Annotated in this window: 24 protein-coding genes and 1 pseudogene; 13 read left to right on the forward strand and 12 right to left on the reverse strand. The window is 59.4% G+C overall.

The window, feature by feature from the left end:
* Positions 1–455 precede the first annotated feature (455 nt).
* Complete coding sequence (pnp, locus tag GOW31_RS18035) at positions 456–2,606, forward strand: polyribonucleotide nucleotidyltransferase (protein WP_171171993.1); 2,151 nt, start codon at positions 456–458, stop codon at positions 2,604–2,606.
* Positions 2,607–3,150: 544 nt separating this feature from the next.
* Positions 3,151–3,582, forward strand: a pseudogene (locus GOW31_RS22130) (Hint domain-containing protein); the annotation flags it as partial.
* 214 nt (positions 3,583–3,796) lie between these two features.
* On the opposite strand, the gene GOW31_RS18045 reads toward GOW31_RS22130, so the two are convergent.
* On the reverse strand, positions 3,797–4,432 hold the full coding sequence (locus GOW31_RS18045; RefSeq protein WP_171171998.1) for a DUF1326 domain-containing protein: 636 nt from the start codon (positions 4,430–4,432) through the stop codon (positions 3,797–3,799).
* A 235-nt stretch (positions 4,433–4,667) separates the two neighbouring features.
* Between GOW31_RS18045 and GOW31_RS18050 the strand changes: the two genes are divergently transcribed.
* The 3 genes from GOW31_RS18050 (at position 4,668) to GOW31_RS18060 (ending at position 6,293) form a co-directional block, all read left to right on the forward strand.
* A complete protein-coding gene (locus tag GOW31_RS18050; protein WP_171172001.1) occupies positions 4,668–4,940 on the forward strand; it encodes a PepSY domain-containing protein in 273 nt (90 codons plus the stop codon).
* Between the two features lie 23 nt (positions 4,941–4,963).
* The gene (locus tag GOW31_RS18055; protein WP_171117166.1) at positions 4,964–5,464 is read left to right on the forward strand and encodes a helix-turn-helix transcriptional regulator; all 501 of its coding nucleotides are present in this window, start codon (positions 4,964–4,966) and stop codon (positions 5,462–5,464) included.
* 139 nt (positions 5,465–5,603) lie between these two features.
* Complete coding sequence (locus GOW31_RS18060) at positions 5,604–6,293, forward strand: outer membrane protein (protein WP_171172003.1); 690 nt, start codon at positions 5,604–5,606, stop codon at positions 6,291–6,293.
* Positions 6,294–6,520: 227 nt separating this feature from the next.
* On the opposite strand, the gene GOW31_RS18065 is transcribed toward GOW31_RS18060, so the two are convergent.
* Positions 6,521–7,171: a peroxiredoxin gene (locus GOW31_RS18065; RefSeq protein WP_171117162.1), complete on the reverse strand. Its 651-nt coding sequence runs from the start codon at positions 7,169–7,171 to the stop codon at positions 6,521–6,523.
* A gap of 213 nt (positions 7,172–7,384) precedes the next feature.
* Between GOW31_RS18065 and GOW31_RS18070 the strand changes: the two genes are divergently transcribed.
* Positions 7,385–8,824, forward strand: a complete 1,440-nt coding sequence (locus GOW31_RS18070) for an aldehyde dehydrogenase family protein (protein ID WP_171172005.1) — start codon at positions 7,385–7,387, stop codon at positions 8,822–8,824.
* 60 nt (positions 8,825–8,884) lie between these two features.
* Here the strand turns inward: GOW31_RS18070 and GOW31_RS18075 are convergent, their stop codons facing one another.
* A complete protein-coding gene (locus GOW31_RS18075; RefSeq protein ID WP_171172007.1) occupies positions 8,885–9,319 on the reverse strand; it encodes a glyoxalase superfamily protein in 435 nt (144 codons plus the stop codon).
* A gap of 177 nt (positions 9,320–9,496) precedes the next feature.
* Positions 9,497–10,348 (reverse strand): bifunctional helix-turn-helix domain-containing protein/methylated-DNA--[protein]-cysteine S-methyltransferase, encoded by an 852-nt coding sequence (locus tag GOW31_RS18080; protein ID WP_171172009.1) that lies wholly within the window; start codon positions 10,346–10,348, stop codon positions 9,497–9,499.
* A gap of 116 nt (positions 10,349–10,464) precedes the next feature.
* Here GOW31_RS18080 and nth point away from each other — a divergent pair, with 116 nt between their 5' ends.
* The 3 genes from nth (at position 10,465) to GOW31_RS18095 (ending at position 12,942) form a co-directional block, all read left to right on the forward strand.
* The gene (gene nth, locus GOW31_RS18085) at positions 10,465–11,109 is read left to right on the forward strand and encodes an endonuclease III (RefSeq protein WP_171172011.1); all 645 of its coding nucleotides are present in this window, start codon (positions 10,465–10,467) and stop codon (positions 11,107–11,109) included.
* On the forward strand, positions 11,106–12,095 hold the full coding sequence (locus GOW31_RS18090) for an adenosine kinase (RefSeq protein WP_171172013.1): 990 nt from the start codon (positions 11,106–11,108) through the stop codon (positions 12,093–12,095). Before nth ends, GOW31_RS18090 begins: the two co-directional genes overlap by 4 nt.
* A 148-nt stretch (positions 12,096–12,243) precedes the next feature.
* Positions 12,244–12,942, forward strand: coding sequence for a glutathione S-transferase family protein (locus GOW31_RS18095; protein WP_171172015.1), 699 nt, complete (start codon positions 12,244–12,246; stop codon positions 12,940–12,942).
* 33 nt (positions 12,943–12,975) lie between these two features.
* Here the strand turns inward: GOW31_RS18095 and GOW31_RS18100 are convergent, their stop codons facing one another.
* The gene (locus GOW31_RS18100; RefSeq protein WP_171172017.1) at positions 12,976–13,461 is read right to left on the reverse strand and encodes an RNA pyrophosphohydrolase; all 486 of its coding nucleotides are present in this window, start codon (positions 13,459–13,461) and stop codon (positions 12,976–12,978) included.
* Between the two features lie 137 nt (positions 13,462–13,598).
* On the opposite strand from GOW31_RS18100, the gene GOW31_RS18105 reads away from it, so the two are divergent.
* Positions 13,599–15,626 (forward strand): NADPH-dependent 2,4-dienoyl-CoA reductase, encoded by a 2,028-nt coding sequence (locus GOW31_RS18105; protein WP_171172020.1) that lies wholly within the window; start codon positions 13,599–13,601, stop codon positions 15,624–15,626.
* A 21-nt stretch (positions 15,627–15,647) separates the two neighbouring features.
* On the opposite strand, the gene GOW31_RS18110 is transcribed toward GOW31_RS18105, so the two are convergent.
* Both GOW31_RS18110 and GOW31_RS18115 read right to left on the reverse strand, forming a co-directional pair.
* Positions 15,648–16,256 carry a LysE family translocator gene (locus GOW31_RS18110; RefSeq protein WP_171172022.1) on the reverse strand — a complete coding sequence of 203 codons (609 nt, stop codon included), beginning with the start codon at positions 16,254–16,256 and terminating at the stop codon, positions 15,648–15,650.
* Between the two features lie 100 nt (positions 16,257–16,356).
* A complete protein-coding gene (locus tag GOW31_RS18115; protein WP_152459400.1) occupies positions 16,357–16,797 on the reverse strand; it encodes a DUF4399 domain-containing protein in 441 nt (146 codons plus the stop codon).
* Between the two features lie 227 nt (positions 16,798–17,024).
* On the opposite strand from GOW31_RS18115, the gene GOW31_RS18120 reads away from it, so the two are divergent.
* Positions 17,025–17,930 (forward strand): LysR family transcriptional regulator, encoded by a 906-nt coding sequence (locus tag GOW31_RS18120; protein ID WP_152459401.1) that lies wholly within the window; start codon positions 17,025–17,027, stop codon positions 17,928–17,930.
* Between the two features lie 51 nt (positions 17,931–17,981).
* Here GOW31_RS18120 and GOW31_RS18125 read toward each other — a convergent pair whose 3' ends face one another.
* The gene (locus tag GOW31_RS18125; RefSeq protein ID WP_171172024.1) at positions 17,982–18,899 is read right to left on the reverse strand and encodes a hydrogen peroxide-inducible genes activator; all 918 of its coding nucleotides are present in this window, start codon (positions 18,897–18,899) and stop codon (positions 17,982–17,984) included.
* A 98-nt stretch (positions 18,900–18,997) separates the two neighbouring features.
* Here GOW31_RS18125 and GOW31_RS18130 point away from each other — a divergent pair, with 98 nt between their 5' ends.
* Complete coding sequence (locus tag GOW31_RS18130) at positions 18,998–19,960, forward strand: sodium-dependent bicarbonate transport family permease (RefSeq protein WP_171117141.1); 963 nt, start codon at positions 18,998–19,000, stop codon at positions 19,958–19,960.
* Here the strand turns inward: GOW31_RS18130 and GOW31_RS18135 are convergent.
* The 4 genes from GOW31_RS18135 to GOW31_RS18150 are packed head-to-tail and all read right to left on the reverse strand — an operon-like array spanning position 19,953 to position 22,869.
* The gene (locus GOW31_RS18135) at positions 19,953–20,855 is read right to left on the reverse strand and encodes an OmpA family protein (protein WP_171172026.1); all 903 of its coding nucleotides are present in this window, start codon (positions 20,853–20,855) and stop codon (positions 19,953–19,955) included. The two genes, GOW31_RS18130 and GOW31_RS18135, sit on opposite strands and share 8 nt — an antisense overlap.
* A complete protein-coding gene (locus tag GOW31_RS18140) occupies positions 20,852–21,409 on the reverse strand; it encodes a peroxidase-related enzyme (protein ID WP_171172182.1) in 558 nt (185 codons plus the stop codon). The genes GOW31_RS18135 and GOW31_RS18140 overlap by 4 nt, the downstream gene beginning before the upstream one ends.
* Before the next feature lie 30 nt (positions 21,410–21,439).
* Positions 21,440–22,150, reverse strand: coding sequence for an N-acetyltransferase (locus GOW31_RS18145; protein ID WP_171172028.1), 711 nt, complete (start codon positions 22,148–22,150; stop codon positions 21,440–21,442).
* Positions 22,147–22,869 (reverse strand): molybdopterin-binding protein, encoded by a 723-nt coding sequence (locus GOW31_RS18150; protein ID WP_171172030.1) that lies wholly within the window; start codon positions 22,867–22,869, stop codon positions 22,147–22,149. Before GOW31_RS18150 ends, GOW31_RS18145 begins: the two co-directional genes overlap by 4 nt.
* Before the next feature lie 50 nt (positions 22,870–22,919).
* On the opposite strand from GOW31_RS18150, the gene sfsA reads away from it, so the two are divergent.
* Positions 22,920–23,627 (forward strand): DNA/RNA nuclease SfsA, encoded by a 708-nt coding sequence (gene sfsA, locus GOW31_RS18155; RefSeq protein WP_171172032.1) that lies wholly within the window; start codon positions 22,920–22,922, stop codon positions 23,625–23,627.
* The last annotated feature ends 1 nt before the right edge of the window (position 23,628 follow it).

Consider the following 23,628-nt stretch of genomic DNA (forward strand, 5'->3'; position numbering starts at 1 on the left):
AAACGCCAAGGTATTCGGTCGGCGGACGGGAATGAGTTAGTTAACCCCCTTGGCGCGTTTCCGTCATTTCGACCGCAGGCTTAGTGATAAGAGCTTATACTGCCTTCATATTTTTACAAAATGCATTCGATTGCGGATATGTTAGCGCTACATGCTGTTCCGGGTTCCCGTAACCCCGGACCTGAAGAACCAACAGCGACTTGATAAGTTGAACGTTGTTCGGGCTTGACACTTTTGCACCCGGTGGCAGCACAAGCCAGCCCCGGCATGAAACGGCCATCCGATGCAGTTTCGCTTTCCTTCCAACGCATTCTCATGTATGCGCGCGGTATCTGAGACGTTGTGCCCTGACCCCGGCACTCGAATGGAAGATAAATTGGGGTCGGCGGCAATGGGGCCGCCACGCAAAACGGGAGACCCGCAGGGGCGGGAGTGCTCCCATCTAGGATACGCATATGTTTGATGTAACGAAGAAATCGATGCAGTGGGGCGAGGAAACGCTTACACTGGAAACCGGCAAGGTTGCCCGTCAGGCTGACGGCAGCGTGATTGCCACCCTGGGCGAAACCAGCGTCATGGCCAACGTGACCTTCGCCAAGGAACAGAAGCCCGGTCAGGACTTTTTCCCGCTGACCGTGCATTACCAAGAGAAATACTATGCCGCTGGCAAGGTTCCGGGTGGCTTCTTCAAGCGCGAAGCGCGCCCGACCGAGAAAGAGACGCTGACCGCGCGTCTGATCGACCGTCCGATCCGTCCGTTGTTCGTTGACGGCTTCAAAAACGAAGTCCTGGTGATGTGTACCGTGCTGAGCCACGATCTGGTCAACGATCCCGACATCGTTGCGATGATTGCTGCTTCGGCTGCTCTGACCATCTCGGGCGCACCGTTCATGGGCCCGATCGCGGGCTGCCGCGTGGGATACACCGACGGTGAATATGTCCTGAACCCGACCGTGGACGACATGCAGGACCTGCGCCTGAACCCCGAACAGCGTCTGGACCTGGTTGTGGCCGGCACCAAAGACGCCGTGATGATGGTGGAATCGGAAGCGTACGAACTGTCCGAAGCGGAAATGCTGGGTGCGGTGAACTTTGCGCATGAGCAGATCCAACCGGTCATCGACCTGATCATCTCGCTGGCGGAAGAAGCCGCGAAAGAGCCGTTTGACTTCCAGGCGCCGGATTACTCCGAGCTTTATGCCGCCGTTAAGGCCGCCGGTGAAGAGCAGATGCGCGCCGCCTTCGCGATCACCGACAAGCAAGAGCGCACCGCCGCCGTTGCCGCCGCCCGCGAAGCGATCAAAGAGGCGCTGACCGAAGAGCAGCTGGAAGACGGCAACCTCGGTTCCGCGATGAAAAAGCTGGAAGCCGGCATTCTGCGCGGCGACGTCGTCAGGGGCGGCAAGCGGATCGACGGTCGTTCGACCACCGATGTCCGCTCGATCGTTGCGGAAACCTCGATTCTGCCCCGGACCCACGGTTCTGCCCTGTTCACCCGCGGTGAAACACAGGCGCTGGCCGTGACCACGCTGGGCACCGGCGACGATGAGCAATTCATCGACGCGCTGCACGGCAATTTCAAATCGAACTTCCTGCTGCACTACAACTTCCCCCCGTATTCGGTGGGTGAAGTTGGCCGCGTTGGTTCGCCCGGCCGTCGCGAGATCGGCCACGGCAAACTGGCATGGCGCGCGCTTCAGGCGGTTCTGCCTGCGCCGACCGATTTCCCCTACACCATCCGCGTGGTGTCGGAGATCACAGAATCCAACGGCTCGTCCTCGATGGCCTCTGTCTGCGGCGGTTCGCTGTCGATGATGGATGCGGGTGTTCCGCTGAAAGCACCGGTTGCCGGTGTGGCCATGGGTCTAATCCTGGAAGATGACGGTGAATACGCTGTTCTGACCGACATCCTGGGTGACGAAGACCACCTGGGCGACATGGACTTCAAGGTTGCGGGCACCGAAAACGGCATCACCTCGCTCCAGATGGACATCAAGGTTGCCGGCATCACGCCGCAGATCATGGAAACCGCTCTGGCACAGGCCAAAGAAGGCCGGATGCACATTCTGGGCGAGATGGGCAAAGCCCTGTCCGAGACCAACGATTTCTCGGTCCACGCCCCGCGCATCGAGACCATGAACATCCCGACCGACAAGATCCGCGAAGTGATCGGCTCGGGCGGTAAGGTCATCCGCGAGATCGTCGAGGTTTCGGGTGCCAAGGTCGACATCAACGACGACGGTGTCATCAAGATCGCCTCGCCCGATGGTGAATCGATCCAGAAGGCCTATGACATGATCTATTCGATCGTGGCCGAGCCGGAAGAAGGTCAGATCTACACCGGTAAAGTGGTCAAGATCGTCGACTTCGGTGCCTTCGTGAACTTCTTTGGCAAGCGCGACGGTCTGGTCCACGTGTCCCAGATCGAAAACCGCCGCCTGAACCATCCGTCGGATGTTCTGAAGGAAGGTCAGGAAGTAAAGGTCAAGCTGCTGGGCTTTGACGATCGCGGCAAGGTCCGCTTGTCGATGAAAGTTGTCGATCAGGAAACCGGCGAAGAGATCGTTCCCGAGAAGAAAGAAAAGAAAGAGGAAAGCGCAGAGTAATCTGCCCCTCTGACCCACAGCGGAAGGCCCCGGTTTCATCCGGGGCCTTTTTGTTTGCGCGGCAGCAGGACGGTTAACTGCGCCGCAACTTTGGTAAATCAATTATTAACACTTATTGCGTGTATTAGCTCAACCTTAAGGGGTATATTGCCGTTTTCAAGGAAGCTGTTCGACCGTGGCATCGATTACTGTTTACGAAATCAGCGCAGACCCGTTCAGCAACCGCAGTGTTGATATTACTGCTGCGTATTCGGTCGAAGTCACGGATAATGACGCCCTGCTGCAAGATCCCGACCCGGATGGCAGCTCGCAACTTGACCTCGGGTCTCTTCCCGGCTTTTCCGGCTCGACCCAGAATTTCAGTACTTTCGAAAACTACACAGGCACGGTCGATGGCGCGCCGGTCACGTTCATCCTGATCCAGTTTTCAAACCCGCGTTACATCATAGTCACTTCGGGTCAAGCCGAACTGAATGACACGATTTCAGACACCAGTTTTTCTGGCACCGCGCCGCCATCCGCGTATGACACTTTGCCTTCTTTCGTGTGTTTTACCTCAGGATCTCTGATCCAGACAACAACTGGGCTGCGCCGGGTCGAGGCGCTGGAGCCCGGCGACCCGGTCATCACCGCCGGAGGCCATGCACGCCCGGTCCGCTGGATCGGCAAGCGCCGGTTGTCCGCGGCTGAGTTGCGGCGAAACACGCACTTGTCCCCTGTACGGATCAAGGCGGGCTGTTTCGGGCCGAACAGCCCAAGCCGCGATCTCGTCATTTCCCCACAGCACCGCATTGCCGTGACCTCGACCATGATGGAGCTTATGCATTGCGAAGCGGCGATGCTGGCCCCCGCAAAGGGCCTGATCAATGGGCATACCATCGTTCAGGAAACGCCCGCACATGGGGTGGAGTACATTCATATCCTCTTTGATCAGCATGAGTTGGTGAATGTCGAAGGAATCTGGTCCGAGTCCTTTTACCCCGGCGACACCAGCCTTAGGGCAATGGCACCCGCCACCCGAAGCGAGCTGTTCGAACTGTTCCCGGAACTGGCCAATGGTGAAGGCTGTTACGGTTCGACCGCATTGCCGGTCCTCAAACCCTTCGAAGTCCGGGTGCTGTCGGCGGATCTGGCGGTTCCGGGCTGGAAGATCCGCCCCAGTGAATCCGCGAAAGCCGCCTGACCGCAGGTCAGTGCGCGACACCACCGGGGCCATGTTTCAACAGGTGCCACTGGCCGTAGCTGTCTTTCAGATCCAGTTTGATCGCCGCATCGGCTCGGGTCGAGGCGCTGCCGATCTCGGCAATGGTGAATTCGATCCCACCGGGAATATCGATGCGTACGCGGTGTTCGCCGCCACCATGCGGGGCCTGAATCGGGCGCCCGGTCGACTTTAGAACGTCGCCAACGGCAACGCTGGCCGTTCGTCCTTCGATATCCATCTCAAGCTTGATAGGCAGGTACAGCGTGTCGTGCACCGTCTCACACATGGCCCGGAACACGTACCAATGGGTTGCCATCTCTTCGGTTTCTTCGCCGTGAAAGACTTTTTCCAGCGCATCGCGCTGCGCCGGTGAGGCCGCGGGGTCGACGATCACCTGCATTTCGCCGCCACCCTCGAATATTGGCCCGGGCCATGCATAGATCAACGCAGCCTTGGTTCCACTCAGATCCGTTTCGCCAAAATATCCGGAGGATATTTCAAGCACCTCGAAGCCGCGGCAATCGCCATGCGTCGGCAATTCCTCGAACTGGCAGGGGCAGGCATAGCCGCAGTTGCAGTTTCCGAAGCTTTCTCCCTCGACGTACCAATCTGTAAAAGCCATGGTTTTCTCCTGTTCAGGACAGTCAGAAAGCCCGACATCGTTGGTCACATGCCCGTATGTTTCCGCAAAACAAACTATCACAACTTGATTGCAATCTGAACCTGACGCGCGCAAACGGCCGCAAATGGCATAAACCTTGGTTCCATTCGCCCTGTTTCAACCAAAAACCAATCGCAGGTGTCCGCTGCCATCCCCAGTTCGACCGCATCGCCACAACGAAAAAAGGAGATGCGATATGGAAACCTTGAAACTGCTGACACTGACGGGATTGATCGCAACCGCACCGGTTCTTGCTTTGGCCAATGTCGGACTGGGCGACAAACTGGGCACAAGCGAAGCCGATATCCGCACGGCGCTTGAAGCCCAGGGGTACCAGATCGAAGAGATCGAATTCGAAGGTGGGAAGATCGAGGTTGAACTCACCAAGGATGGCGTGGAAACTGAACTGGTTCTGTCTGACACGGACGGGGTGGTGACAGCCATCGAGCTCGAAGAGGACGACGACTGAACCTGCAACGTCCAAGGGGCCGCATGAAAGTACCTCAAACGTCTTTGCTCTGGCTCCTTCTGGTGGTGCAGGCCCTCTGCGCCGCCTTTTTCATGACGGATGCGGTGCTGGATTGGACAGGCGGTGACGGCGCAGGGTTTCGTCATCTTCATTCGTTCGAACTGTTTCTGTCGCTGGCGCTTGTCGGCGGCCTGAGCGCCACGATCGCCCTGATCCGTTCCCAGTCCAGACGGGTGCGCGACATGCAGCGGCAACTGCAAGTGGCGCAAGGGGCCTTTGCCCAGGTCATCGAAACCCAGTTCAGCGAGTGGCAGCTCAGTGATGCTGAGCGTGACGTCGCCATGCTGACGATCAAGGGTCTTTCCATCGCGGAAATCGCCGGAATGCGACAGACGAAAGAAGGGACGATCAAGGCCCAAAGCGCCGCGGTCTATCGAAAGGCGGGCGTTTCCAGCAGGGTGCAGTTGCTCAGTTTTTTTGTCGACGAACTCCTGTCAGAACCGTTGATCAGGGATGTGCCCTGAAACAGTGGCAGAACCTCATGTCTATTCACTCACACATTCCTAAAAACCTGTGAAACGAAGTGAAGGCCCGGCGCCTTTCTTTTTGGGCCAGCCTCGTCCACATCCATGGCATGCGGACTTTGGAACACTGGAGATGGTTATGTTCACGCGCCTCATTCTCGCCTCTTCGGCTCTGGCGATCAGCGCAACGGCGCTTGCCGCGCAGAGCCTGGGCGACGGCACCTATATTCACGGCTTCATCGGCTACAGCCAGCTACAGGACAGCGATTTCACCGGGACGATCGGTGGCGCGACGCAATCGGTCGATACCGAATTCGACGCAGGTTTCGGACTGGGCCTCGCGATAGGCAAGGAAATCCCGCAATGGTCCAACGATATCATCGGAACGCGGATCGAGCTGGAACTGTCTTACAGCGAAAGTGACGTGGATGGTGTGAACTTTACCGGCAATGGTCCGGGGCCCGAGGGCAATATCTCGGGCGACGTCACGCAAACCTCGTTATTTGCCAATCTACTGTTCGATTTCAAACAGGCCGGTGTGCTGACACCGTTTGCCGGGTTTGGTCTGGGGGCCACCTATTCGGATCTGGATTTTTCTTACGGGCCGGGTGTGGCGCTGGACGACTCCGACACCACCTTGGCCGCCCAGCTGATCGCCGGTGTGGCATATGACATCAACGCGTCGACAGCGTTCACCGTTGATGCCCGTTACGCCCGTGCCTTTGTTGTTTCGTCGCAGCGCCTGGCCCCCAACGGAGCTTTGACCGGCAACGTAGAGGACGATCTGGATACTTTCAGCATCAATTTCGGAATTCGCCATAATTTCTGATTGCTTCGGGTGTCAGGTTTCTCTCCGGTTTCCTGCCCCTCTTTGCCTTCGCGCCTCAGGCGCGGGGGCACCCGGAAAACCCCGAAAATACAGCACGGGTAGGACATTTCGGTGGTCGCCCGAACTGCAACAACCGCCTGCTTCATCTGGCGAAAAAATATCCTCGGGGGGAATCGTGCCAGCGGGCACGATGGGGGGCAGACAGCCCCCCTGACCCGGCAACCGGCTTACGACGGCGCTTTGGTCTTGCGCAGATAGGGGAAGATCGTTTCGAACTCGCCAAACTTGGCCTTGGCGTCTTCGTTCGACACGGTTGGCGGGATGATCACGTCTTCACCCGGCACCCAGTTGGCAGGTGTCGCAACGCCCTTGGCCGACATCTGCAAACCGTCAAGCGCACGCAGAATTTCGGCAAAGTTCCGGCCCACGGTCATCGGGTAGGTCATCGACAGCTTTAGCTGCTTGTCCGGGCCGATGATAAAGACGGAACGCACCGTGGCACTGTCAGCCGGTGTACGGCCGTCGGGCAGATATGCTTCGGCAGGCAGCATGTCGAAAGCCTTGGACACAGCCAGACCGTCATCGGCGATGATCGGAAAGCCGGGTTTGGCCTTGCCATATTCCTCGATGTCCTTCTTCCACTTTTTGTGGTCTTCGACACCATCGACCGATACGCCGATCACCTTGGTGTTGCGCGCGGCCCATTCGTCATTCAACTGCGCAACGGCCGAAAACTCGGTGGTGCAAACAGGTGTAAAATCCTTTGGGTGCGAGAACAGAATGGCCCAGCTGTCGCCAATCCAGTCGTGAAACTGAATGGTGCCCTGATCCGTTTCTGCCGTGAAATTCGGAACGGTGTCGTTGATACGCAAACCCATGGGGCATCTCCTTCTCTGTGAAAAACCTGAATCGGTTGTTTGGAACCTAATCACTTTGTGTGCAGGTTAAACCGCCCATCACGCTTGGGGATACGGAATTCGTGGGCATTGCCAGAAAATAATTTGATCAAATTCACTATTGCTCAGCCTGTGCATGGGTGACAGAGTGTCCCCGAACAGCCGGTTTCAGGCAGACCTTCAGGAGGGCTCAGGATGATCGAAAAGCGGGATTTCTATATTAATGGTCAGTGGGTGGCCCCATCGCAGCCCAATGACTTCGAGGTCATCAACCCGTCGACCGAAGACCCCTGCGCCGTGATCTCGCTTGGCGCCGAAGCCGACACGAATGCGGCCGTTGCCGCGGCCAAGGCCGCCCTGCCGGGCTGGATGGCCACGCCAGTGGAAACCCGCATCGCGCTGGTGGAAAAACTGGTCGAACTCTATGCAACCCGGGCAGAGGATCTGGCGCAGGCGATGTCGTTGGAAATGGGCGCCCCGATCGATCTGGCGCGCTCGGCGCAGGCGGGTGCCGGCATCTATCACCTGAAGAACTTCATCCGCGCCGCCAGGTCGTTTGAATTTGAACGCCCGCTGGGGGATCATGCGCCGAATGATCGCATCATTTACGAGGCGGTTGGCGTTGCCGCTTTGATCACGCCGTGGAACTGGCCGATGAACCAGATCACGCTCAAGGTTGGGGCTGCTGCGATTGCGGGCTGCACGATGGTGCTGAAACCGTCGGAACAAAGCCCGCTGAACGCGATGATCTTTGCTGAGATGATGGACGAGGCAGGCTTCCCGCCCGGTGTGTTCAATCTGGTCAACGGCGACGGCGCGGGTGTTGGTTCGCAACTTTCGGGCCATCCGGATGTGGACATGGTCAGCTTCACCGGCTCGACCCGCGCAGGCACCGCGATTTCCAAAAATGCGGCTGATACCCTCAAGAAAGTACATCTTGAGCTTGGAGGCAAAGGGGCCAACGTCATCTTTGAGGACGCGGACGAAAAAGCGGTCAAGCGTGGGGTGCTGCACATGATGCAAAACACCGGCCAGAGCTGCAACGCCCCCAGCCGGATGCTGGTGCAACGCCCGATCTATGACAAGGCTGTGGAAACCGCGGCCGAGGTCGCAAACATGGTCAAGGTTGGCCCTGCCACAGAGGAAGGCCGCCATATCGGCCCGGTGGTGAATGAAGTTCAGTGGACCAAGATTCAGGACCTGATCCAGAAAGGCATCGATGAAGGGGCGCGGCTGGTCGCAGGTGGCACCGGACGGCCAGAGGGGCTGAACAAGGGCTACTATGTCCGCCCCACGGTCTTTGCCGATGCAAACAACCAGATGACCATCGCCCGCGAAGAAATCTTTGGCCCGGTTCTGACCATGATCCCCTTCGACACCGAAGAAGAGGCTGTCGAAATCGCCAATGATACACCCTATGGCCTGACCAACTATGTTCAGACGCAGGACAGCGCGCGTGCCAATCGCATGGCGCGGGCGCTGCGCTCGGGCATGGTCGAAATGAACGGACAATCGCGCAGCGCGGGCTCACCGTTCGGCGGCATGAAGCAATCCGGCAACGGGCGTGAAGGCGGCGTCTTTGGGCTTGAGGACTTCCTCGAGATCAAAGCTGTCGGTGGTTGGGCGGCAGAGTAACTTTACCTGCTAAGCAGACAGATCGGGCGGGGCAACGCGGTTGGCCCCGCCCGCAACCCCCTATAGGGGCCGCACTACAAGCTGGGGCACGCCATCGGACGTGCGGCGCTGGGATTGACCGTCCCACCCAATCTCTCCGGTGACGCGCTGTCGAAATGCAGAAAAGCTGTCAAAGCGCACCACATCTACCGGCGTATCGAAATGCAGGGTCACTCGGCGACGCGCGCCATCGCCAAGCATGGTCAGACCGCGAATTTCGGCCGTGAACGCCTGACCCAGATAGCGCCCTTCGACCCGATCACACACGCGCAGATGCATCCGGTTTCCGGCCATTGCGTGCAAAGTGTTCCAGTCTCGAACGCCATGCTGATGGGCCAGCAGTTCCAATGCCGCACTGTGCGACAGCGAAACGCCCTTCGTTTTCAAGTCTTCCCGCAGGCGTCTCGCCTGCGCTTTCAGCTCTTCAATCGGAGCAACGGTTCGGGATCGTGTCATCATGTGCCTCGTTTCCTTAAACGGGCGCGAAGTCAGGACGGGGCTCGCATTTCCATCCGCGCGCCGGGAAAGGGCAACAGATGCTTTTCAAACCGGGTTTCACCAAAGCCAATGGCCGCGAACGGCAGGGGACCCGAACCTGAGGTGCCTTTTGGCAGCGGCCGGGCCGTATGTCAATCAGGCGTCTGCCTGCGCCGCCTCATAGGCCAGCATGGCACGCTTGACAGGCAAGCCCCAGTGATAGCCCCCCAGACCCCCTGATTTGCGCAATGCCCGATGGCAGGGGATCAACCAACTGACCGGGTTGCGGCCAACTGCCGTTCCCACAGCGCGAACGGCTTGCGGCGAGCCGATTCGCTGGGCGATCTCGGAATAGGTCGTGACCTGCCCGGACGGGATATGCATCAGCGCTTCCCACACCTTGATTTGCAAAGGTGATCCGATCAGGAAAACCGGTGTCGGCTCCAACCGGTCGCTGGCAGCGCCAAAAGCACTCAGCGCCCAAGGACGCAGGCGCATCGGATCTTCGACAAACGTTGCCCTGGGCCAGCGCGAGATCATATCTTCCATCGCGGCCTCTTCGCCGGTCTCGGCACCGAAGGCGATGCCGCAGATGCCCTTGTCGGTCCCCATGACCAGCGCAGGGCCAAAGGGGCATTCGAACCACCCCCAATAGATCGTCAGGCCTTCGCCCTTGCGGGCATATTCGCCGGGGCTCATCGATTCCCACTTCAGGAACAGATCATGCAGACGCCCGCTGCCGGACAGGCCCACATTGTGGGCCGTTTCCAATGTCGTAAACCGTTCACGCAACAATGCCTTCGCATGGCCCAGCGTCAGGTATTGTTGATACCGTTTCGGTGACACTCCGGTCCAACGCGAGAACAAACGCTGGAAATGGGCCGGGCTCATATCCATCTGGCGTGCCAGTTCATCAAGGCTCAGGCCTTCACCGCCCTGATCGATCAACTCGATTGCCCGGCGCATGACGTTGTAATGATAACCGCTTTCTGGGGTCTGGACGTTCATGGTTCCACCTCATCATCTGACAAAACCATAGCGCGACGGCCACGCTGCCGCGACCCGGAACTTGCGCATTGGCTTTGTGCTTGTGTCAGGGCGCGGTGGACGGCATTAAGGCCCGGATGGCAAAGCAACTCGACTATCATACGATCCGCGAGATTTTCACGCGCTTTCAAGAGGCCGACCCGGAACCCAAGGGCGAGCTGGAGCATGTGAACGTCTATACTCTGGTCGTCGCCGTGGCCCTTTCGGCGCAGGCCACGGATGCGGGCGTCAACAAGGCGACGCGCGAGTTGTTCAAGATCGCCGACACGCCGCAAAAGATGCTGGATCTGGGCGAGGACGGCCTGATCGAGCACATCAAGACCATTGGCTTGTTCCGCCAGAAGGCCAAGAACGTCATCAAGCTCAGCCGTATCCTGGTTGACGAATATGGTGGCGAGGTTCCCAATTCCCGGGCTGCCCTGCAATCCCTTCCGGGTGTGGGCCGCAAGACGGCCAACGTGGTTCTGAACATGTGGTGGCGGCAACCGGCGCAGGCGGTGGACACCCATATCTTTCGCGTCGGCAACCGCACCGGTATTTGCCCCGGCAAGGATGTGGACACGGTCGAACGCGCCATCGAAGACAATATTCCCGCTGTCTTTCAACTTCATGCGCATCACTGGCTGATCCTGCATGGCCGGTACCACTGCAAGGCGCGCAAGCCGCAATGCCCGACCTGCATCATCCGTGATCTCTGCCAATTCGAGGACAAAACCCTATGAAGACTTATCAACTGACCGGCATCGGAAATGCCGTTGTGGACGTGATTTCCCAGGCCGATGACAGCTTTCTGGAGCTGATGGGCATCGAAAAAGGCATCATGCAGTTGATCGAACAGGAACGCGGCGAGGTGCTGTACGCCTCGATGGAAAGCCGAGTTCAAACGCCGGGCGGCTCAGTAGCTAATACAATTGCGGGCGCAGGCGCGCTTGGGCTGGATGCAGCGTTTATCGGCCGGGTACACGATGACGCTCTGGGCCGGTTCTATGCAGATGCGATGAACGAAGATGGCGTCGACTTCGTGAACCCGCCTGTTCCGGGTGGCGAATTGCCCACGTCACGCTCGATGATCTTTGTCTCGCCTGATGGCGAGCGGTCGATGAACACCTATCTGGGCATTTCCTCGGAACTGTCGTCTCAGGACGTTCCGGATGAGGTCGCAGGAAACAGCCAGATCATGTTTCTCGAGGGGTATCTGTTCGACAAGGAAAAAGGCAAGGCGGCATTCCTTGAGGCCGCACGTGCCTGTCACAAGGGTGGCGGCAAGGCCGGGATCGCCATTTCCGACCCGTTCTGTGTGGAACGGCATCGTGTGGATTTCCTGCTGCTGATTGAAAACGAGCTGGATTTCGTGATCGGCAACGAGGCCGAGATCAAATCCCTGTTCGAGACCGACGACCTGGAAGAGGCGCTGCGGCGCACGTCGGCGATCTGCCCGCTGGTGGTCTGCACCCGTTCGGGTGACGGGGTGACGGTTATGAACGGTGATGCCCGCATTGACGTACCGGTCGAGAAGGTCATCCCCGTTGACGCAACGGGTGCCGGCGACCAGTTTGCCGCCGGGTTCCTGTTCGGCATGGCGACGGGACGCGATTACGAGACCTGCGCCCGCATCGGCAATGTCTGCGCCCGCGAGGTCATCAGCCATATCGGCCCCCGCCCCGAGGCGAACATGCTGGAGCTGCTGAGGGAAGAAGGGTTGGTTTGAGGACGCGGGTTTCCCGCGCCTTTCTTCGGGAAAAAATTCGGCTCGACCCTGCGAGCGCGGCCTGAACACCGGGCCGCGACGCCCCTTTTTTGCTGGCAGGGCTAGCTCTGACGGCGTTATGTTTTTCGCATCAAAAAAGGGGGCCGTCATGAGAGCACTGCTGTTCACGACGGGATCGCCATTTGCAAGGGCGGTCAGGATCGTTCTGGACGAACTTTCGCTGGATTACGAAAGACGAGAGGAAATCACCACGCCCAGCGCCAAGCAACGCGCGCAGGCGACTCCGACATTGCAGGTGCCGACATTCTGGGACGGCGATCTTGTGCTGTGGGAAAGCGGCACCATCGTCGAATACCTGCTGTCGACCTATCCGGACAGGCCGCAGGCCGCGCCGAAACTGGCGCCCTTTGCCTTTCGGCCCGGGGACGCGCAGTGGCAGGACAAGCTGGTTTTCTCGACCATCCAGACCTTCGGAAACGCGGCCACGACCATCTCGCAAATGAAATGGTCCGGCGTGAGCGTAGACCAGAACGCGCATTTGCAGCGGTCGGCCGAGAAGCTGGCCCATATCCTGGGCTGGCTGGAGGACCGGCTGACCGGCGAGGGTGGTTTCGTGCCGGGCTACCTGTCGATGCAGGATATCTTTCTGGCCGCCCATGTGCGTTTCGTGCAGGCCCGGCCGCTTGGGGTGGATCTGAAGCTGGACCGGTATGGCAAGGTTTCGGCGCTGCTCGACCGGCTGGATGCGCGCGGCAGTTTCAAGGCGAACCCGATCTGGTGGTGGGAACCGGGGGTCATCGGCTATGAGCCCGACGGCACGCCTGTCTACGAAAAACAGAATGCCTGAGCCGGGATCCCCGCGGAATTACGACAGCGTTATTTAGCACAGGTACCCACGAAAGGCCTCCATGACGCGCTCGTAGACCTCGCGTTTGAAGGGCACGATCTCGGCGATCAGGCGCTCGGGGTCCTGCCATTTCCAGCGGGTAAACTCGGGGTGGTCTGTTTCGATGTCGATCTGGTCGTCGGTTCCCAGAAACCGCATCAGGAACCATTTCTGCTCCTGCCCGCGGAAGCGGCCCTTCCAGATCTTGGGCACGATGTCATGCGGCAGGTCATAGGGCAGCCAGCCCTCGGTCTCGGCCACGATTTCCACAAGATCACCGGTTACACCGGTTTCTTCCAACAGCTCTCGCAAGGCCGCATCACGAGGGTCTTCGCCCTTGTCCACGCCGCCTTGTGGCATCTGCCAGGCGTCCTCGAACCGGTCGTTGCGCTGGCCGACGAAGATCTGGCCCTGATCGTTCATCAGCATCAGCCCGACGCAGGGGCGATAGGGCAGTTTGGCAATTTCTTCGGGGGTCATGCGCGGCCTCATCGTGTTGTTTCGCCCACCTCTAGCAATCACCGGCGCAACAGCAAAGAGGGTGACGTGGGGTTTCGCGTGACAAAGTTTACGCGAACGTCAATCTATCACGCAAATTCAGGAGGGAGAGTTTTGCCATGACTGTGTACCCAAACATGCTGGCACCACTGGATCTGGGCTTTACCACGTTGAAGAACCGGGTCCTGATGGGCTCGATGCATACCGGGCTGGAGGAAACCGGCGACTGGAACCGGGTGGCCGAGTTCTATGCCGCCCGCGCGCGCGGTGGCGTGGCGCTGATGGTCACGGGCGGCATCGGGCCGAACCTCGAAGGCTCGGTCCTGCCGGGGGCTGCAATGATGACCAGCGACAAGGATGTGGCAAACCATTCCGTCGTCACCGACCGTGTGCATCACGCGGGCGGCAAGATCGCGATGCAGATCCTGCATGCGGGCCGCTATGCCTATGGGCCGAAATGCGTGGCGCCCAGCCCGGTGAAATCGCCGATCTCGCCCTTCCCCCCCAACGAACTGGACGAGGACGGCATCGAGAAACAGATCAGCGACATCGTGAACGCCGCCGTGCTGGCCCAAAAGGCGGGCTATGACGGGGTCGAGATCATGGGGTCCGAGGGGTATTTCATCAACCAGTTTCTGGTGACCCACACCAACAAGCGCACCGACCGCTGGGGCGGGTCCTATGAGAACCGGATGCGCCTGCCGTTGGAAATCGTGCGCCGCACCCGCTCGGCGGTGGGAACCGATTTCATCATCATCTACCGGCTGTCGATGATCGACCTTGTACCAAATGGTTCGACCTTCGAAGAAGTGGTGCAGCTGGCGCAAGCGGTCGAAAAGGCCGGGGCCACGATCATCAACACTGGCATCGGCTGGCACGAGGCGCGGATTCCGACCATCGCCACATCGGTGCCCCGCCGGGCCTTTGCCTGGGTGACGAAGAAACTGATGGGCAAGGTGGGGATTCCGGTCATCACCTCGAACCGGATCAACACGCCCGAAGTGGCCGAGCAGGTGCTGGCCGAGGGCTGTGCCGACATGGTCTCTCTGGCGCGGCCGATGCTGGCGGATGCGGATTTCGTAGCCAAGGCGATGGCAGGTGACTCGGCCAGGATCGCGCCCTGCATCGCCTGCAACCAGGCCTGTCTGGATCACACCTTCAGCGGCAAGCTGACCTCCTGCCTGGTGAACCCGCGCGCCTGCCACGAGACCGAGCTGGTGATCGAAAAGGCCGCCACGCCCAAGCGCGTGGCCATCGTGGGCGCGGGTCCGGCGGGCCTGTCCACGGCGATGACGGCGGCGGAGCGCGGCCATGACGTGACCGTGTTTGACAAAGCCGACGAGATCGGCGGCCAGCTGAACATGGCCAAGCAGGTGCCGGGCAAGGAAGAGTTCTGGGGCTTGGTGGACTGGTACCGCACCATGCTGAACGATCTGGGCGTCAAGGTCGAACTGGGCCGCAAAGTCGGCGCCGACGATCTGGTCGGGTTCGACGAGGTGGTGATCGCCACGGGCGTCAACCCGCGCGACCCGCAGATCCCGGGCGAGGACAGCGACAATGTCGTGAACTACGTCGACGTGCTGCGCGACAAGGCCCCGGTGGGCAAATCGGTGGCCGTGATCGGCGCGGGCGGCATCGGCTTCGACGTGTCGGAATACCTGTTGGAGGAAGGCCATTCGCCCACCACCGACCTGCCCTTGTGGATGAAGGAATGGGGCGTCGCCGACCCCGAGCAGCACCGCGCAGGCCTGGCGCCCGAAGGCCCGCAGCCCGAGGCGCCCAAGCGGCAGGTCACGCTGTTGCAACGCAAGAAGCAGGCGCATGGCAAGGGGCTGGGCAAGACCACCGGCTGGATCCACCGCGCCACGCTGAAGATGAAGGATGTCAACTTCGTCGGCGGCGTGAACTATGAACGCATCGACGACGAGGGGCTGCATGTCTCGTTCGGAGAAGAGCGAGCCGATCCGACCGTCATCAAGGCGGATACGATCGTTCTGTGTGCAGGACAGGTGCCCGAGCGGTCGCTGGCCGACGCGCTGATCGAACGCGGGATCACCCCGCATGTGATCGGCGGCGCGGATGTGGCCGCGGAACTGGACGCCAAACGCGCAATCAATCAGGGCACACGCCTTGCCGCGGAGTTCTGAAGCCACTCGTTCAGAGTGTCTTCAGTCCGACAGCGCGAGCTTTGCACCCAAGGCACCAAAAGCGGTTGCGAAACACCGCTTTATCCACGCCATCACAGCAGGGCGCCGGATCACATAGTCCCGCGCCAGTGCGGCGCATGCGCCATACCCGACAAAAACAAGAAATGTCATGGCCATGAAGGCCAGCGCCAGTTTGGCCAATTCCATTCCTGCATTTGCTGCACTCGCCGGCAGGAATTGAGGCAGAAAGGCCAGGAAGAATAGCGACAACTTTGGGTTCAAAACGTTGATCAGCGTTCCTGTCACGGCAATTCCAAAGTCGCTTTTTGCGGATTTCTCCGCCGCGACATCCATGGCACCGCCGTCCTTCAGGATACCCCATGCCATGTAGAACAAGTACAAGACGCCAAGATATTTGATGAGTTGAAACGCGACGGCACTGGTGTGCAGCAAGGCTGCAAGTCCGATGATGCTGGCCAAGGCCGCCGGAACGATCCCAAGTGTGCATCCGAAGGCTGCGGCGAGACTTGCGCGAAACCCGCGCCCAAGACCGACAGCCAAAGTATAGATGACGCCGGTACCCGGCAGCAAAACAACAATCAATGATGTGACGAAGAATTCCAGCGACATTATTACCCCCCTGCAAATGCAGGCAGATTCACTAAGTGCGCCGAAAATGTAAATGCCTTTCCATCACATGAACCGAACGGACGGTTTCAACGACCTGCGGCTATTCCACGGTGATCGTGATCACCTCGGATACAATCGGCGGGGAATGCGGCACATGCCCGGCGTCGCCCAGAACCAATTGCAGGGTGTGTTGGCCCGGCGCCAGATCCAGCGTTACTTCGGTCTGACCGCCTCCGAAGTGCATGTGATTATCGTCGGCGGGCAAACCATTTGCCAACTCATCCGCGCCATCCTCGCCTTCACCCAGCGGGGGACGGTCAAGCAACAGGTGGTGGTGCCCGGTGTTTTCTTTCTCGGTTCCGGCGGGTGCGACGCCCATGCCGCTTAGGCCAAAGACAACCGTGACCGGTGATTGCACGGTATCGCCATCCGACAGGTTGACGAAATAGACCTTTGCATCAGGATTCGATGGGGTCTCTCCTCCGGCATGCGCAAAGCCCACCGAAAGGCAAAGCGCAGCAATGGCGAAAAAGGTTCTCATGATCTCCTCCCTGGTCACAAAAATGCCATTCTCAATGTGAGATCTTAGCGCGATTGTCTGAAAAACACAGCATCACAATGCCTGAGGCGAGTTTGGAAACCACTGTTTCTACGTTTCCCATACGCAAACGATCCGATTCAAATCCCTGATATTATCCCATGTCTGCCCCGTTTCCGCCCAGATTCAGCGCCATAGTCAGGACGGAAATCAAGATCTGGGGAACGAGTATGGACCGACTGACCGAAATGGAAGCCTTCGCCAATGTGGTGGACCAGGGTGGCTTCACCGATGCGGCCAAAAAGATGGGCATCTCCAAATCAGCTGTGTCCAAACACGTATCAAGCCTCGAGGCGCGCCTGGGAGCGCGGCTGTTGAACCGAACCACGCGCCGGGTTTCACCAACGGAAATCGGGCTGGCCTATTATGACCGCGCGCGGCGCGTGTTGAATGATGCCGGAGAAGCGGATTCACTGGTCACGTCAATGCAATCGGCCCCGTCTGGTCTTTTGCGCATCAGCGTTGCCACGGATTTCGGCGTCAATCACCTGTCACCTGTTCTGTCCGAGTTCCTTGCAGCCTACCCCGACATCACTGTGAACATGGTTTTGAACAACCGCTATGTCGAGCTGATTTCCGAAGGATTTGACGTGGCCGTGCGTATTGGTGAGCTGGAAGACAGTACACTGCGCGCCCGCAAACTGACCGAGACGGTCAAACGCATGGTCGCCGCGCCCAGTTATGTCGAAAGGTTCGGCCGGCCGCAGAAGATCGATGATCTGAACGAACACAAGCTGCTGCATTATTCCAGCCAATCCTCGGGCAATGTCTGGAAACTGACCGCGCCATCCGGCGAAAAACGTCAGGTTCGTACCGCCGGGTGGTTGAGTGTCAATGATGGCCAATCCCTGTTGAACGCAGCGGTTTCCGGCCTGGGTATCGCATATCTGCCCAGCTATCTTTACGCTGAAGCCCTAAAGGCCGGGCTGGTTGTCGATGCAATGCCGTCCCTGCCTGACGAAGTTCAAGGCGTTTACGCTGTCTACCCGCCGGGCCGCTTTACGCAACCCAAAGTGCGGGCCTTCATCGATTTCCTCGTTGATTCCTTCCACGGGAAGGGTCCGATGGACTGGTAATTTCTCCCTGAAGACCAACCTTTGGCCCGCATGTAAGAGTGCGGGCTTTTTTTACGGGTCGATTACTGACAGTCCCATGGACCGGGCGGAAGTGCGCAAGCTGTCCGTCAGCACATTCTGACCCGGCGGTGGCGTCTCGGAACTGCGTGCCAACAGGGCGATATCGCGATTTGCATTGGCGATGGACAGCGGTCGCAAACGCACCTCGTCGCGGTAGATCCCCTGTCTGCGAGCATAAAGATCAGGCAGTACCGCAACACCAACACCCGAAGCCGCCATCAGAACAATGGAATCAAGCGTCGTGCCTTCATACTCATCCGAAACAACCCCACCGCATTCCGCCGCCAATGCATAGACGATGCGCGACAGGCGGTGGCTTTGATCCAGGGTGAGGAAGATCCGGTTCTGAAGATCGGTGGCACTGACACCCTGCAAATCCCGCGCCAGAACGTCATCGACGGCAACGGCGACCCAAAGAGGTTCGTTGAACAACCGGTGTTGCACGGTATTCGGATGGTCTTCGGGCGTGGACAATATCAGATCAAATCGACCGGATTTCAGACCCTGTTCCAGATCCAGTGTGTTTTCCTCGCGCACCGCAATGCGCAATCCGGGGCGAATCCGGTGCACCTGTTTGATGGCTTGCGGCAACAGATAAGGCCCGATCGAAGGCAAAACCCCCAGTCGCAATCGTCCTCCGACGGGCATATCGTTCGACATGGCGTGGCGCAGGTCCTTGACCTCTGCCAGGATCTTCTGTGCGCGCAAGATGAACTCTTCTCCCTTCGCCGTCACCTGGATACCACCACGGTTACGCTCAAAGATCCGAACGCCAAGCTCTTGTTCTACAGTCGCAATTTGCGTCGACAGGCTGGGCTGGCTGACATTCAGCACCTCGGCTGCCAAACTGAATCGCCCAAGGCGACTGACCGTAACGATGTATTCCAACTGTCGTAATGTCGGGCGCATTGCATAGCCTAAAACTATTTATAACTTAGAAAGATAGTATTTGGCGAAATCAGTTTTGCAAGGCACCTAACCCGAAAACGAGGGATCAGGAGTTAATTATGCCCGGAGTGATCGAGACACTGTCCAGCAACCTGCTGGTGCCGACCATACTGTTTTTTGCTCTTGGGCTTCTGGCGGCCTTTGTGCGCAGTGACCTGTCCATTCCCGCGGGCGCGGCCAAGTTCATGTCGCTTTACCTGCTGCTGGCCATCGGGTTCAAAGGCGGTGCCAGTCTGGCCGCGCATGGCATTCATCTGCAACTGTTCCTGACGCTGCTGGGCGGTGTCGCCTTGTCCTTTGCCATCCCATTCGTGGCCTTTGGCCTGCTCAGGGTGATGACACGGCTGGATGCGCTGAACGCGGCAGCGGTGGCAGGGCACTATGGTTCGATCTCGATCGTCACCTTTGTTACAGCCACCAGCCTGCTGGATCTGGTGGGGCTGACCCATGACGGATTCATGGTGGCCGTTGCGGCTGCGATGGAGGTGCCCGCAATCCTGTCGGCGCTTTGGTTGGCGCACAAGACCGGAAGCAATGGCGTTAAGGATGACAAGCTGTGGCGCGATCTGCTGGCCAACGGCTCGATCGTGCTGCTTACCGGTGCCTTCCTGATCGGAGCCATCACCGGTGGTGAAGGCATGCAGATGATCGCGCCCTTCATCGTGACGCCTTTCACCGGAATTCTGTGCCTGTTTCTGCTGGATATGGGCTTGTCGGCAGGGCGCAGCCTGATCAGCAACCGAGACAAGCTGTCGGTTGGCCTGTTCGCCTTTGGTGTTTTGATGCCCCTGATCGGCGCATTTATGGCCTGGGCGGTAGGTGCCTTGATCGGCTTGCCACAGGGCAGCTTGTTCCTGTTCATGGTGCTGTCAGCCTCGGCTTCGTATATCGCGGTTCCCGCCGCGATGAAGATCGCCCTTCCAAAGGCCGAGGCCGGGATCTATCTGACCTTGTCGCTGGGGGTGTCGTTTCCGTTCAACATCACCGTCGGATTGCCGCTGTACCTGTGGTGGGTCAGTTGACCAGCAATACGGCTTCGACCCGACGGTTGAGATCGCGCCCTTCCGGAGTTGCATTCGACGTGAGCGGAGACAGATAGCCAACACCCTGCGCTTCGATCCGGTCGGGTGCCACGCCATGCGCATCGATCAAGCGGGTTCGCACCGCCTCGGCCCGGCTTTTGCTGACCGCAATATTTGCCTGTAAGGCACCGGTATCGTCAGTGTGCCCCACCAACGCCAGGCGTGTGTTCGGGTTGTCGGTTAAGTATCCTGCCAGCAAGGTCAGCGAGTCAAACGGCCCTTCGCCCAGGGCAACCTCGCCCGTCGGAAAATGCAGATCATCCAGGATCACGTGGCCCGTTGTCGCCAATGCCTCCAACACCCCGACCGAGCCTTCCACAGCTTGCTCGACCACCACAGGGTCCGGGTCCGGCGCGTCCTGGGGTGTGACCCGGATCATCTGAACATAGCCATCCGGGGGATTGCGGCTGACCAGCAGGCTAAGGGCAACCGGCCCCTTGGTGGCCGACAAAAAACGGTAATCCTGAATGGCGACATACATGTCCGGGGTTGGCACGACCTCGGTGCCAAAGCGAAAGTCGAAACCACCGCAAACCCGCGCGTCGCATTCGAACAGGATCTTGTAGCCCTGCGCCTCGATCTGATCCCGCAACGGTGCCAGCAGCTGCAATGTCGTGCTCGACCCCGCCTGAAGCCGCCACGTATAGCGCTCCACGCGCCCTTCGCGCGTTTCTGCGGGAACCGAGCCATTTGCATAAGGCCCCGTCGGCAGGTCATAGCTGTCCAGTGGCGATGTTCGGTCGCTGATCTGTCGGGCACTGGCCGGCAGGGTCAGGTCCTGCGCGGCAACAGGTCCTGTCATCAGCAGGGCAGCAAGGGCGGCGGCGCGAATCATCGAAACTGTGCGTGATATTCTTCGTTGGGCACCATCGCCGTCGCGCTGGCCACCCGGTTTGACATGTTGAAAAACCCGGCGACATTGGCGATGTCCCAGATGTCGCGGTCGGAAAAGCCTGCATCGCGCAGGCGCTGGCGGTCGGGCTCTTCGATCTCGGCGCTGGCGTTGGTCATCTTTGCGGCAAAGTCCAGCATCGCCCGTTGACGCGGCTCCAGAGGGGCGACGCGATAGTTCATCACCAGCATTTCGCCCAGTTGCGGATTGCCCGAAAGCTGACGCACCGCCGCCCCATGGGCGACCAGACAGTAGAAGCATTTGTTGATCGACGAGACGACGACCGCGATCATCTCGCGTTCCAGTTTGGTCAGCCCGCTGTCAGCCAGCATCAGGTCGTTATACATCGCGGTGAAGGCGTTCAGCTTGTCGATATCGAATGCGTTGGCTTTCAGCACATTCGGCACCATGCCCAGTTTTTCGACACAGATATCAAAGTATTTCTGCGTTTCCGGCGGCAGCGGATCGACCATGGGCAGGTTCAGCGCGGTAGGCATGTCTTTTTGTGTCACGGCGGCCTCTTCGGTTCAGACAAGATGACGGTAATGGTATTCGCCCGCGATCTCCATCCCGCGGGCACGATAAAGACCGTTGGCGCCCTCATTGGCCTTGGTGCAGATCACGCTGAGGTTCTGCGCACCGTGATCACGCGCCCAGAATGCCGCCGCACGCATGGTCCAGTGGCCCAACCCCTGACGACGGTGTTCGGGCAACACTTCCAGCGCGTGGACCATCGCAGTGTCTGCATGCATCGCCACAAAAGCCACGCCGCTGGGTTTGTCGTTGTGACGCAGCAAAAATCCTGTCTTGGGGCCCTTGGCACGTTCCATCACCGCGATCCGCTCGGGTCCGATCCCGCCCGAGGCCCAGATTTCGCGCATGATCTCAAGCGGTTCCCAGATTGAAAACACCATGACCGGTGGGATCGGCTGATCGATCAGCCGAGAGACGGGGCAGACATATATGTTGACCGGGTCAAGAATGTCGTATCCCCGCTGGGCCAGCATTGCATCCAGGGCTTCATCCCCGGGCCGCAGGCAGAAGATGCGTTTTTGCCCCATGGCCAGCATCGCGGCCTCGGCGGCGTCGATATCGTCTTCATCGGCCGGGCCCAATGCACTGGCCGCAGACACGCGCGACCCTCCGCCCTGCCCCTCACGCAGCAGAAACGGGCCAAGCCGCTGATAGCGTGCGGCGGGCCAGGTTCCGTCGACTATTTCCGCCCAGTTATTGCTCAAAGCTTAAGCTCTTTCGCCAGGCGGGTGGTGGCCGCGTCGATCCGGCCCCCGTCGGTGCCGCGTACAACCACATTGGCCCCGAAGGCACCGTTGATCTGAAACGGGTAGCACCCGATGGACAGGTCGCTGAAATCTTCGGCCAAGGCCGCCAGGGTTGCGGCGATATCACCTTCTCCGCGGTCCACACGCAGAGTTTGCGACAGCAAAGGGCGGCCTCCGGTCAATGTTGGCAACACGCTCGCCACCATCGCCTGAAAAACCGACGGCACACCTGCCATGACATGCACATTCGCAAGCGTGAACCCGGGCGCCGTCGAAACCGGGTTTTCGATCAGCGTCGCCCCGTCCGGAATACGCGCCATGCGCAGGCGGGCGGCATTCAGTTCCAGCCCGGATTTGTCGTAATGGGCCTGCAACAGCGCGCGCGCGTCATCGCGCACATCAATGGGTGTGTCGAAAGCGCGGGCAATGCAATCGGCCGTGATATCGTCATGGGTCGGGCCGATGCCGCCGCTGGTGAAGACATTGTCATAGGCGTCGGACAGCGCTTTGACGGCCGCTTCAATGGCAGGGGCGTCATCGCTGACAATGCGGACCTCTTTCAGGTCGATGCCGTGTTTGGTCAGTTCCTGCGCCAGAAAATGCATATTCGCATCGCGGGTGCGACCCGACAGGATTTCATCCCCGATCACCAGCATCGCTGCGGTTGGATTGGCCATGGCGCTGTCCCCTCTTGATCGTTCTCAGGGGCAGGTATAGGCCCTGAACCATGCGATTTGAAACCCCTCTTGTCCCCGCCCGGCTGATCCGCCGCTACAAACGCTTTCTGGCCGATTGCAGGCTTGAGGACGGGAGTGAGGTAACGGCCCATTGCGCCAATCCGGGGTCGATGATGGGGCTGGCCGAGCCCGGCGAAAAGATTTGGCTGGAACCCAACGACGATCCGAAGAAAAAGCTGAAATTCGGATGGCGGCTGGTGGACCACGAGAACGGGCATTTTACCGGGGTCGATACCTCGGTCCCGAACCGGGCGCTGCGCACTGCTTTGGAAGCCGGTGAGATTCCCGAACTGGCCGCCTATGACACCGTCCGGCCCGAGGTGAAATACGGCGACAACAGCCGCATCGACTTCCTGCTGACGGGGCCGGGCCTGCCGGATGCCTATGTCGAGGTGAAAAGCGTGACACTGTCACGCCAGCCCGGACTGGCCGAGTTTCCCGACAGCGTCACAGCCCGTGGCACCAAGCATCTGGGCGAGTTGGCCGCGATGGCCGCGCAAGGGCACCGGGCGATCATGCTGTATCTGGTTCAGAGAACCGATTGCGACCGGTTTGCTTTGGCGGCCGATATTGATCCAGCCTACACGGCGGCGTTTGAGGCGGCTCAGGCGCAAGGGGTGGAACGGATCGTTTACGGGACGCGGATAACGCCGTCGGGGGTTTGGGTGCAGACTGAAATGAGGATTTTGGCCGGCTGAG

This window comes from Ruegeria sp. HKCCA0370 (genome assembly GCF_013033705.1).
In the GTDB taxonomy this organism is placed as follows: Bacteria; Pseudomonadota; Alphaproteobacteria; order Rhodobacterales; family Rhodobacteraceae; genus Ruegeria.

What these genes read in the sequence shown, in the direction of transcription:
- GOW31_RS18045 (WP_171171998.1), bottom strand. Translation starts at nt 4,432, where the DNA reads ATGGCTTTTACAGATTGGTACGTCGAGGGAGAAAGCTTCGGAAACTGC.
- GOW31_RS18060 (WP_171172003.1), top strand. Translation starts at nt 5,604, where the DNA reads ATGTTCACGCGCCTCATTCTCGCCTCTTCGGCTCTGGCGATCAGCGCA.
- GOW31_RS18070 (WP_171172005.1), top strand. Translation starts at nt 7,385, where the DNA reads ATGATCGAAAAGCGGGATTTCTATATTAATGGTCAGTGGGTGGCCCCA.
- GOW31_RS18135 (WP_171172026.1), bottom strand. Translation starts at nt 20,855, where the DNA reads ATGATTCGCGCCGCCGCCCTTGCTGCCCTGCTGATGACAGGACCTGTT.
- GOW31_RS18090 (WP_171172013.1), top strand. Translation starts at nt 11,106, where the DNA reads ATGAAGACTTATCAACTGACCGGCATCGGAAATGCCGTTGTGGACGTG.
- GOW31_RS18150 (WP_171172030.1), bottom strand. Translation starts at nt 22,869, where the DNA reads ATGGCCAATCCAACCGCAGCGATGCTGGTGATCGGGGATGAAATCCTG.
- GOW31_RS18080 (WP_171172009.1), bottom strand. Translation starts at nt 10,348, where the DNA reads ATGAACGTCCAGACCCCAGAAAGCGGTTATCATTACAACGTCATGCGC.
- GOW31_RS18065 (WP_171117162.1), bottom strand. Translation starts at nt 7,171, where the DNA reads ATGGGTTTGCGTATCAACGACACCGTTCCGAATTTCACGGCAGAAACG.
- GOW31_RS18095 (WP_171172015.1), top strand. Translation starts at nt 12,244, where the DNA reads ATGAGAGCACTGCTGTTCACGACGGGATCGCCATTTGCAAGGGCGGTC.
- GOW31_RS18140 (WP_171172182.1), bottom strand. Translation starts at nt 21,409, where the DNA reads ATGCCTACCGCGCTGAACCTGCCCATGGTCGATCCGCTGCCGCCGGAA.
- pnp (WP_171171993.1), top strand. Translation starts at nt 456, where the DNA reads ATGTTTGATGTAACGAAGAAATCGATGCAGTGGGGCGAGGAAACGCTT.
- nth (WP_171172011.1), top strand. Translation starts at nt 10,465, where the DNA reads ATGGCAAAGCAACTCGACTATCATACGATCCGCGAGATTTTCACGCGC.
- GOW31_RS18105 (WP_171172020.1), top strand. Translation starts at nt 13,599, where the DNA reads ATGACTGTGTACCCAAACATGCTGGCACCACTGGATCTGGGCTTTACC.
- GOW31_RS18130 (WP_171117141.1), top strand. Translation starts at nt 18,998, where the DNA reads ATGCCCGGAGTGATCGAGACACTGTCCAGCAACCTGCTGGTGCCGACC.
- GOW31_RS18115 (WP_152459400.1), bottom strand. Translation starts at nt 16,797, where the DNA reads ATGAGAACCTTTTTCGCCATTGCTGCGCTTTGCCTTTCGGTGGGCTTT.
- GOW31_RS18075 (WP_171172007.1), bottom strand. Translation starts at nt 9,319, where the DNA reads ATGACACGATCCCGAACCGTTGCTCCGATTGAAGAGCTGAAAGCGCAG.
- sfsA (WP_171172032.1), top strand. Translation starts at nt 22,920, where the DNA reads ATGCGATTTGAAACCCCTCTTGTCCCCGCCCGGCTGATCCGCCGCTAC.
- GOW31_RS18055 (WP_171117166.1), top strand. Translation starts at nt 4,964, where the DNA reads ATGAAAGTACCTCAAACGTCTTTGCTCTGGCTCCTTCTGGTGGTGCAG.
- GOW31_RS18100 (WP_171172017.1), bottom strand. Translation starts at nt 13,461, where the DNA reads ATGACCCCCGAAGAAATTGCCAAACTGCCCTATCGCCCCTGCGTCGGG.
- GOW31_RS18120 (WP_152459401.1), top strand. Translation starts at nt 17,025, where the DNA reads ATGGACCGACTGACCGAAATGGAAGCCTTCGCCAATGTGGTGGACCAG.
- GOW31_RS18125 (WP_171172024.1), bottom strand. Translation starts at nt 18,899, where the DNA reads ATGCGCCCGACATTACGACAGTTGGAATACATCGTTACGGTCAGTCGC.
- GOW31_RS18050 (WP_171172001.1), top strand. Translation starts at nt 4,668, where the DNA reads ATGGAAACCTTGAAACTGCTGACACTGACGGGATTGATCGCAACCGCA.
- GOW31_RS18110 (WP_171172022.1), bottom strand. Translation starts at nt 16,256, where the DNA reads ATGTCGCTGGAATTCTTCGTCACATCATTGATTGTTGTTTTGCTGCCG.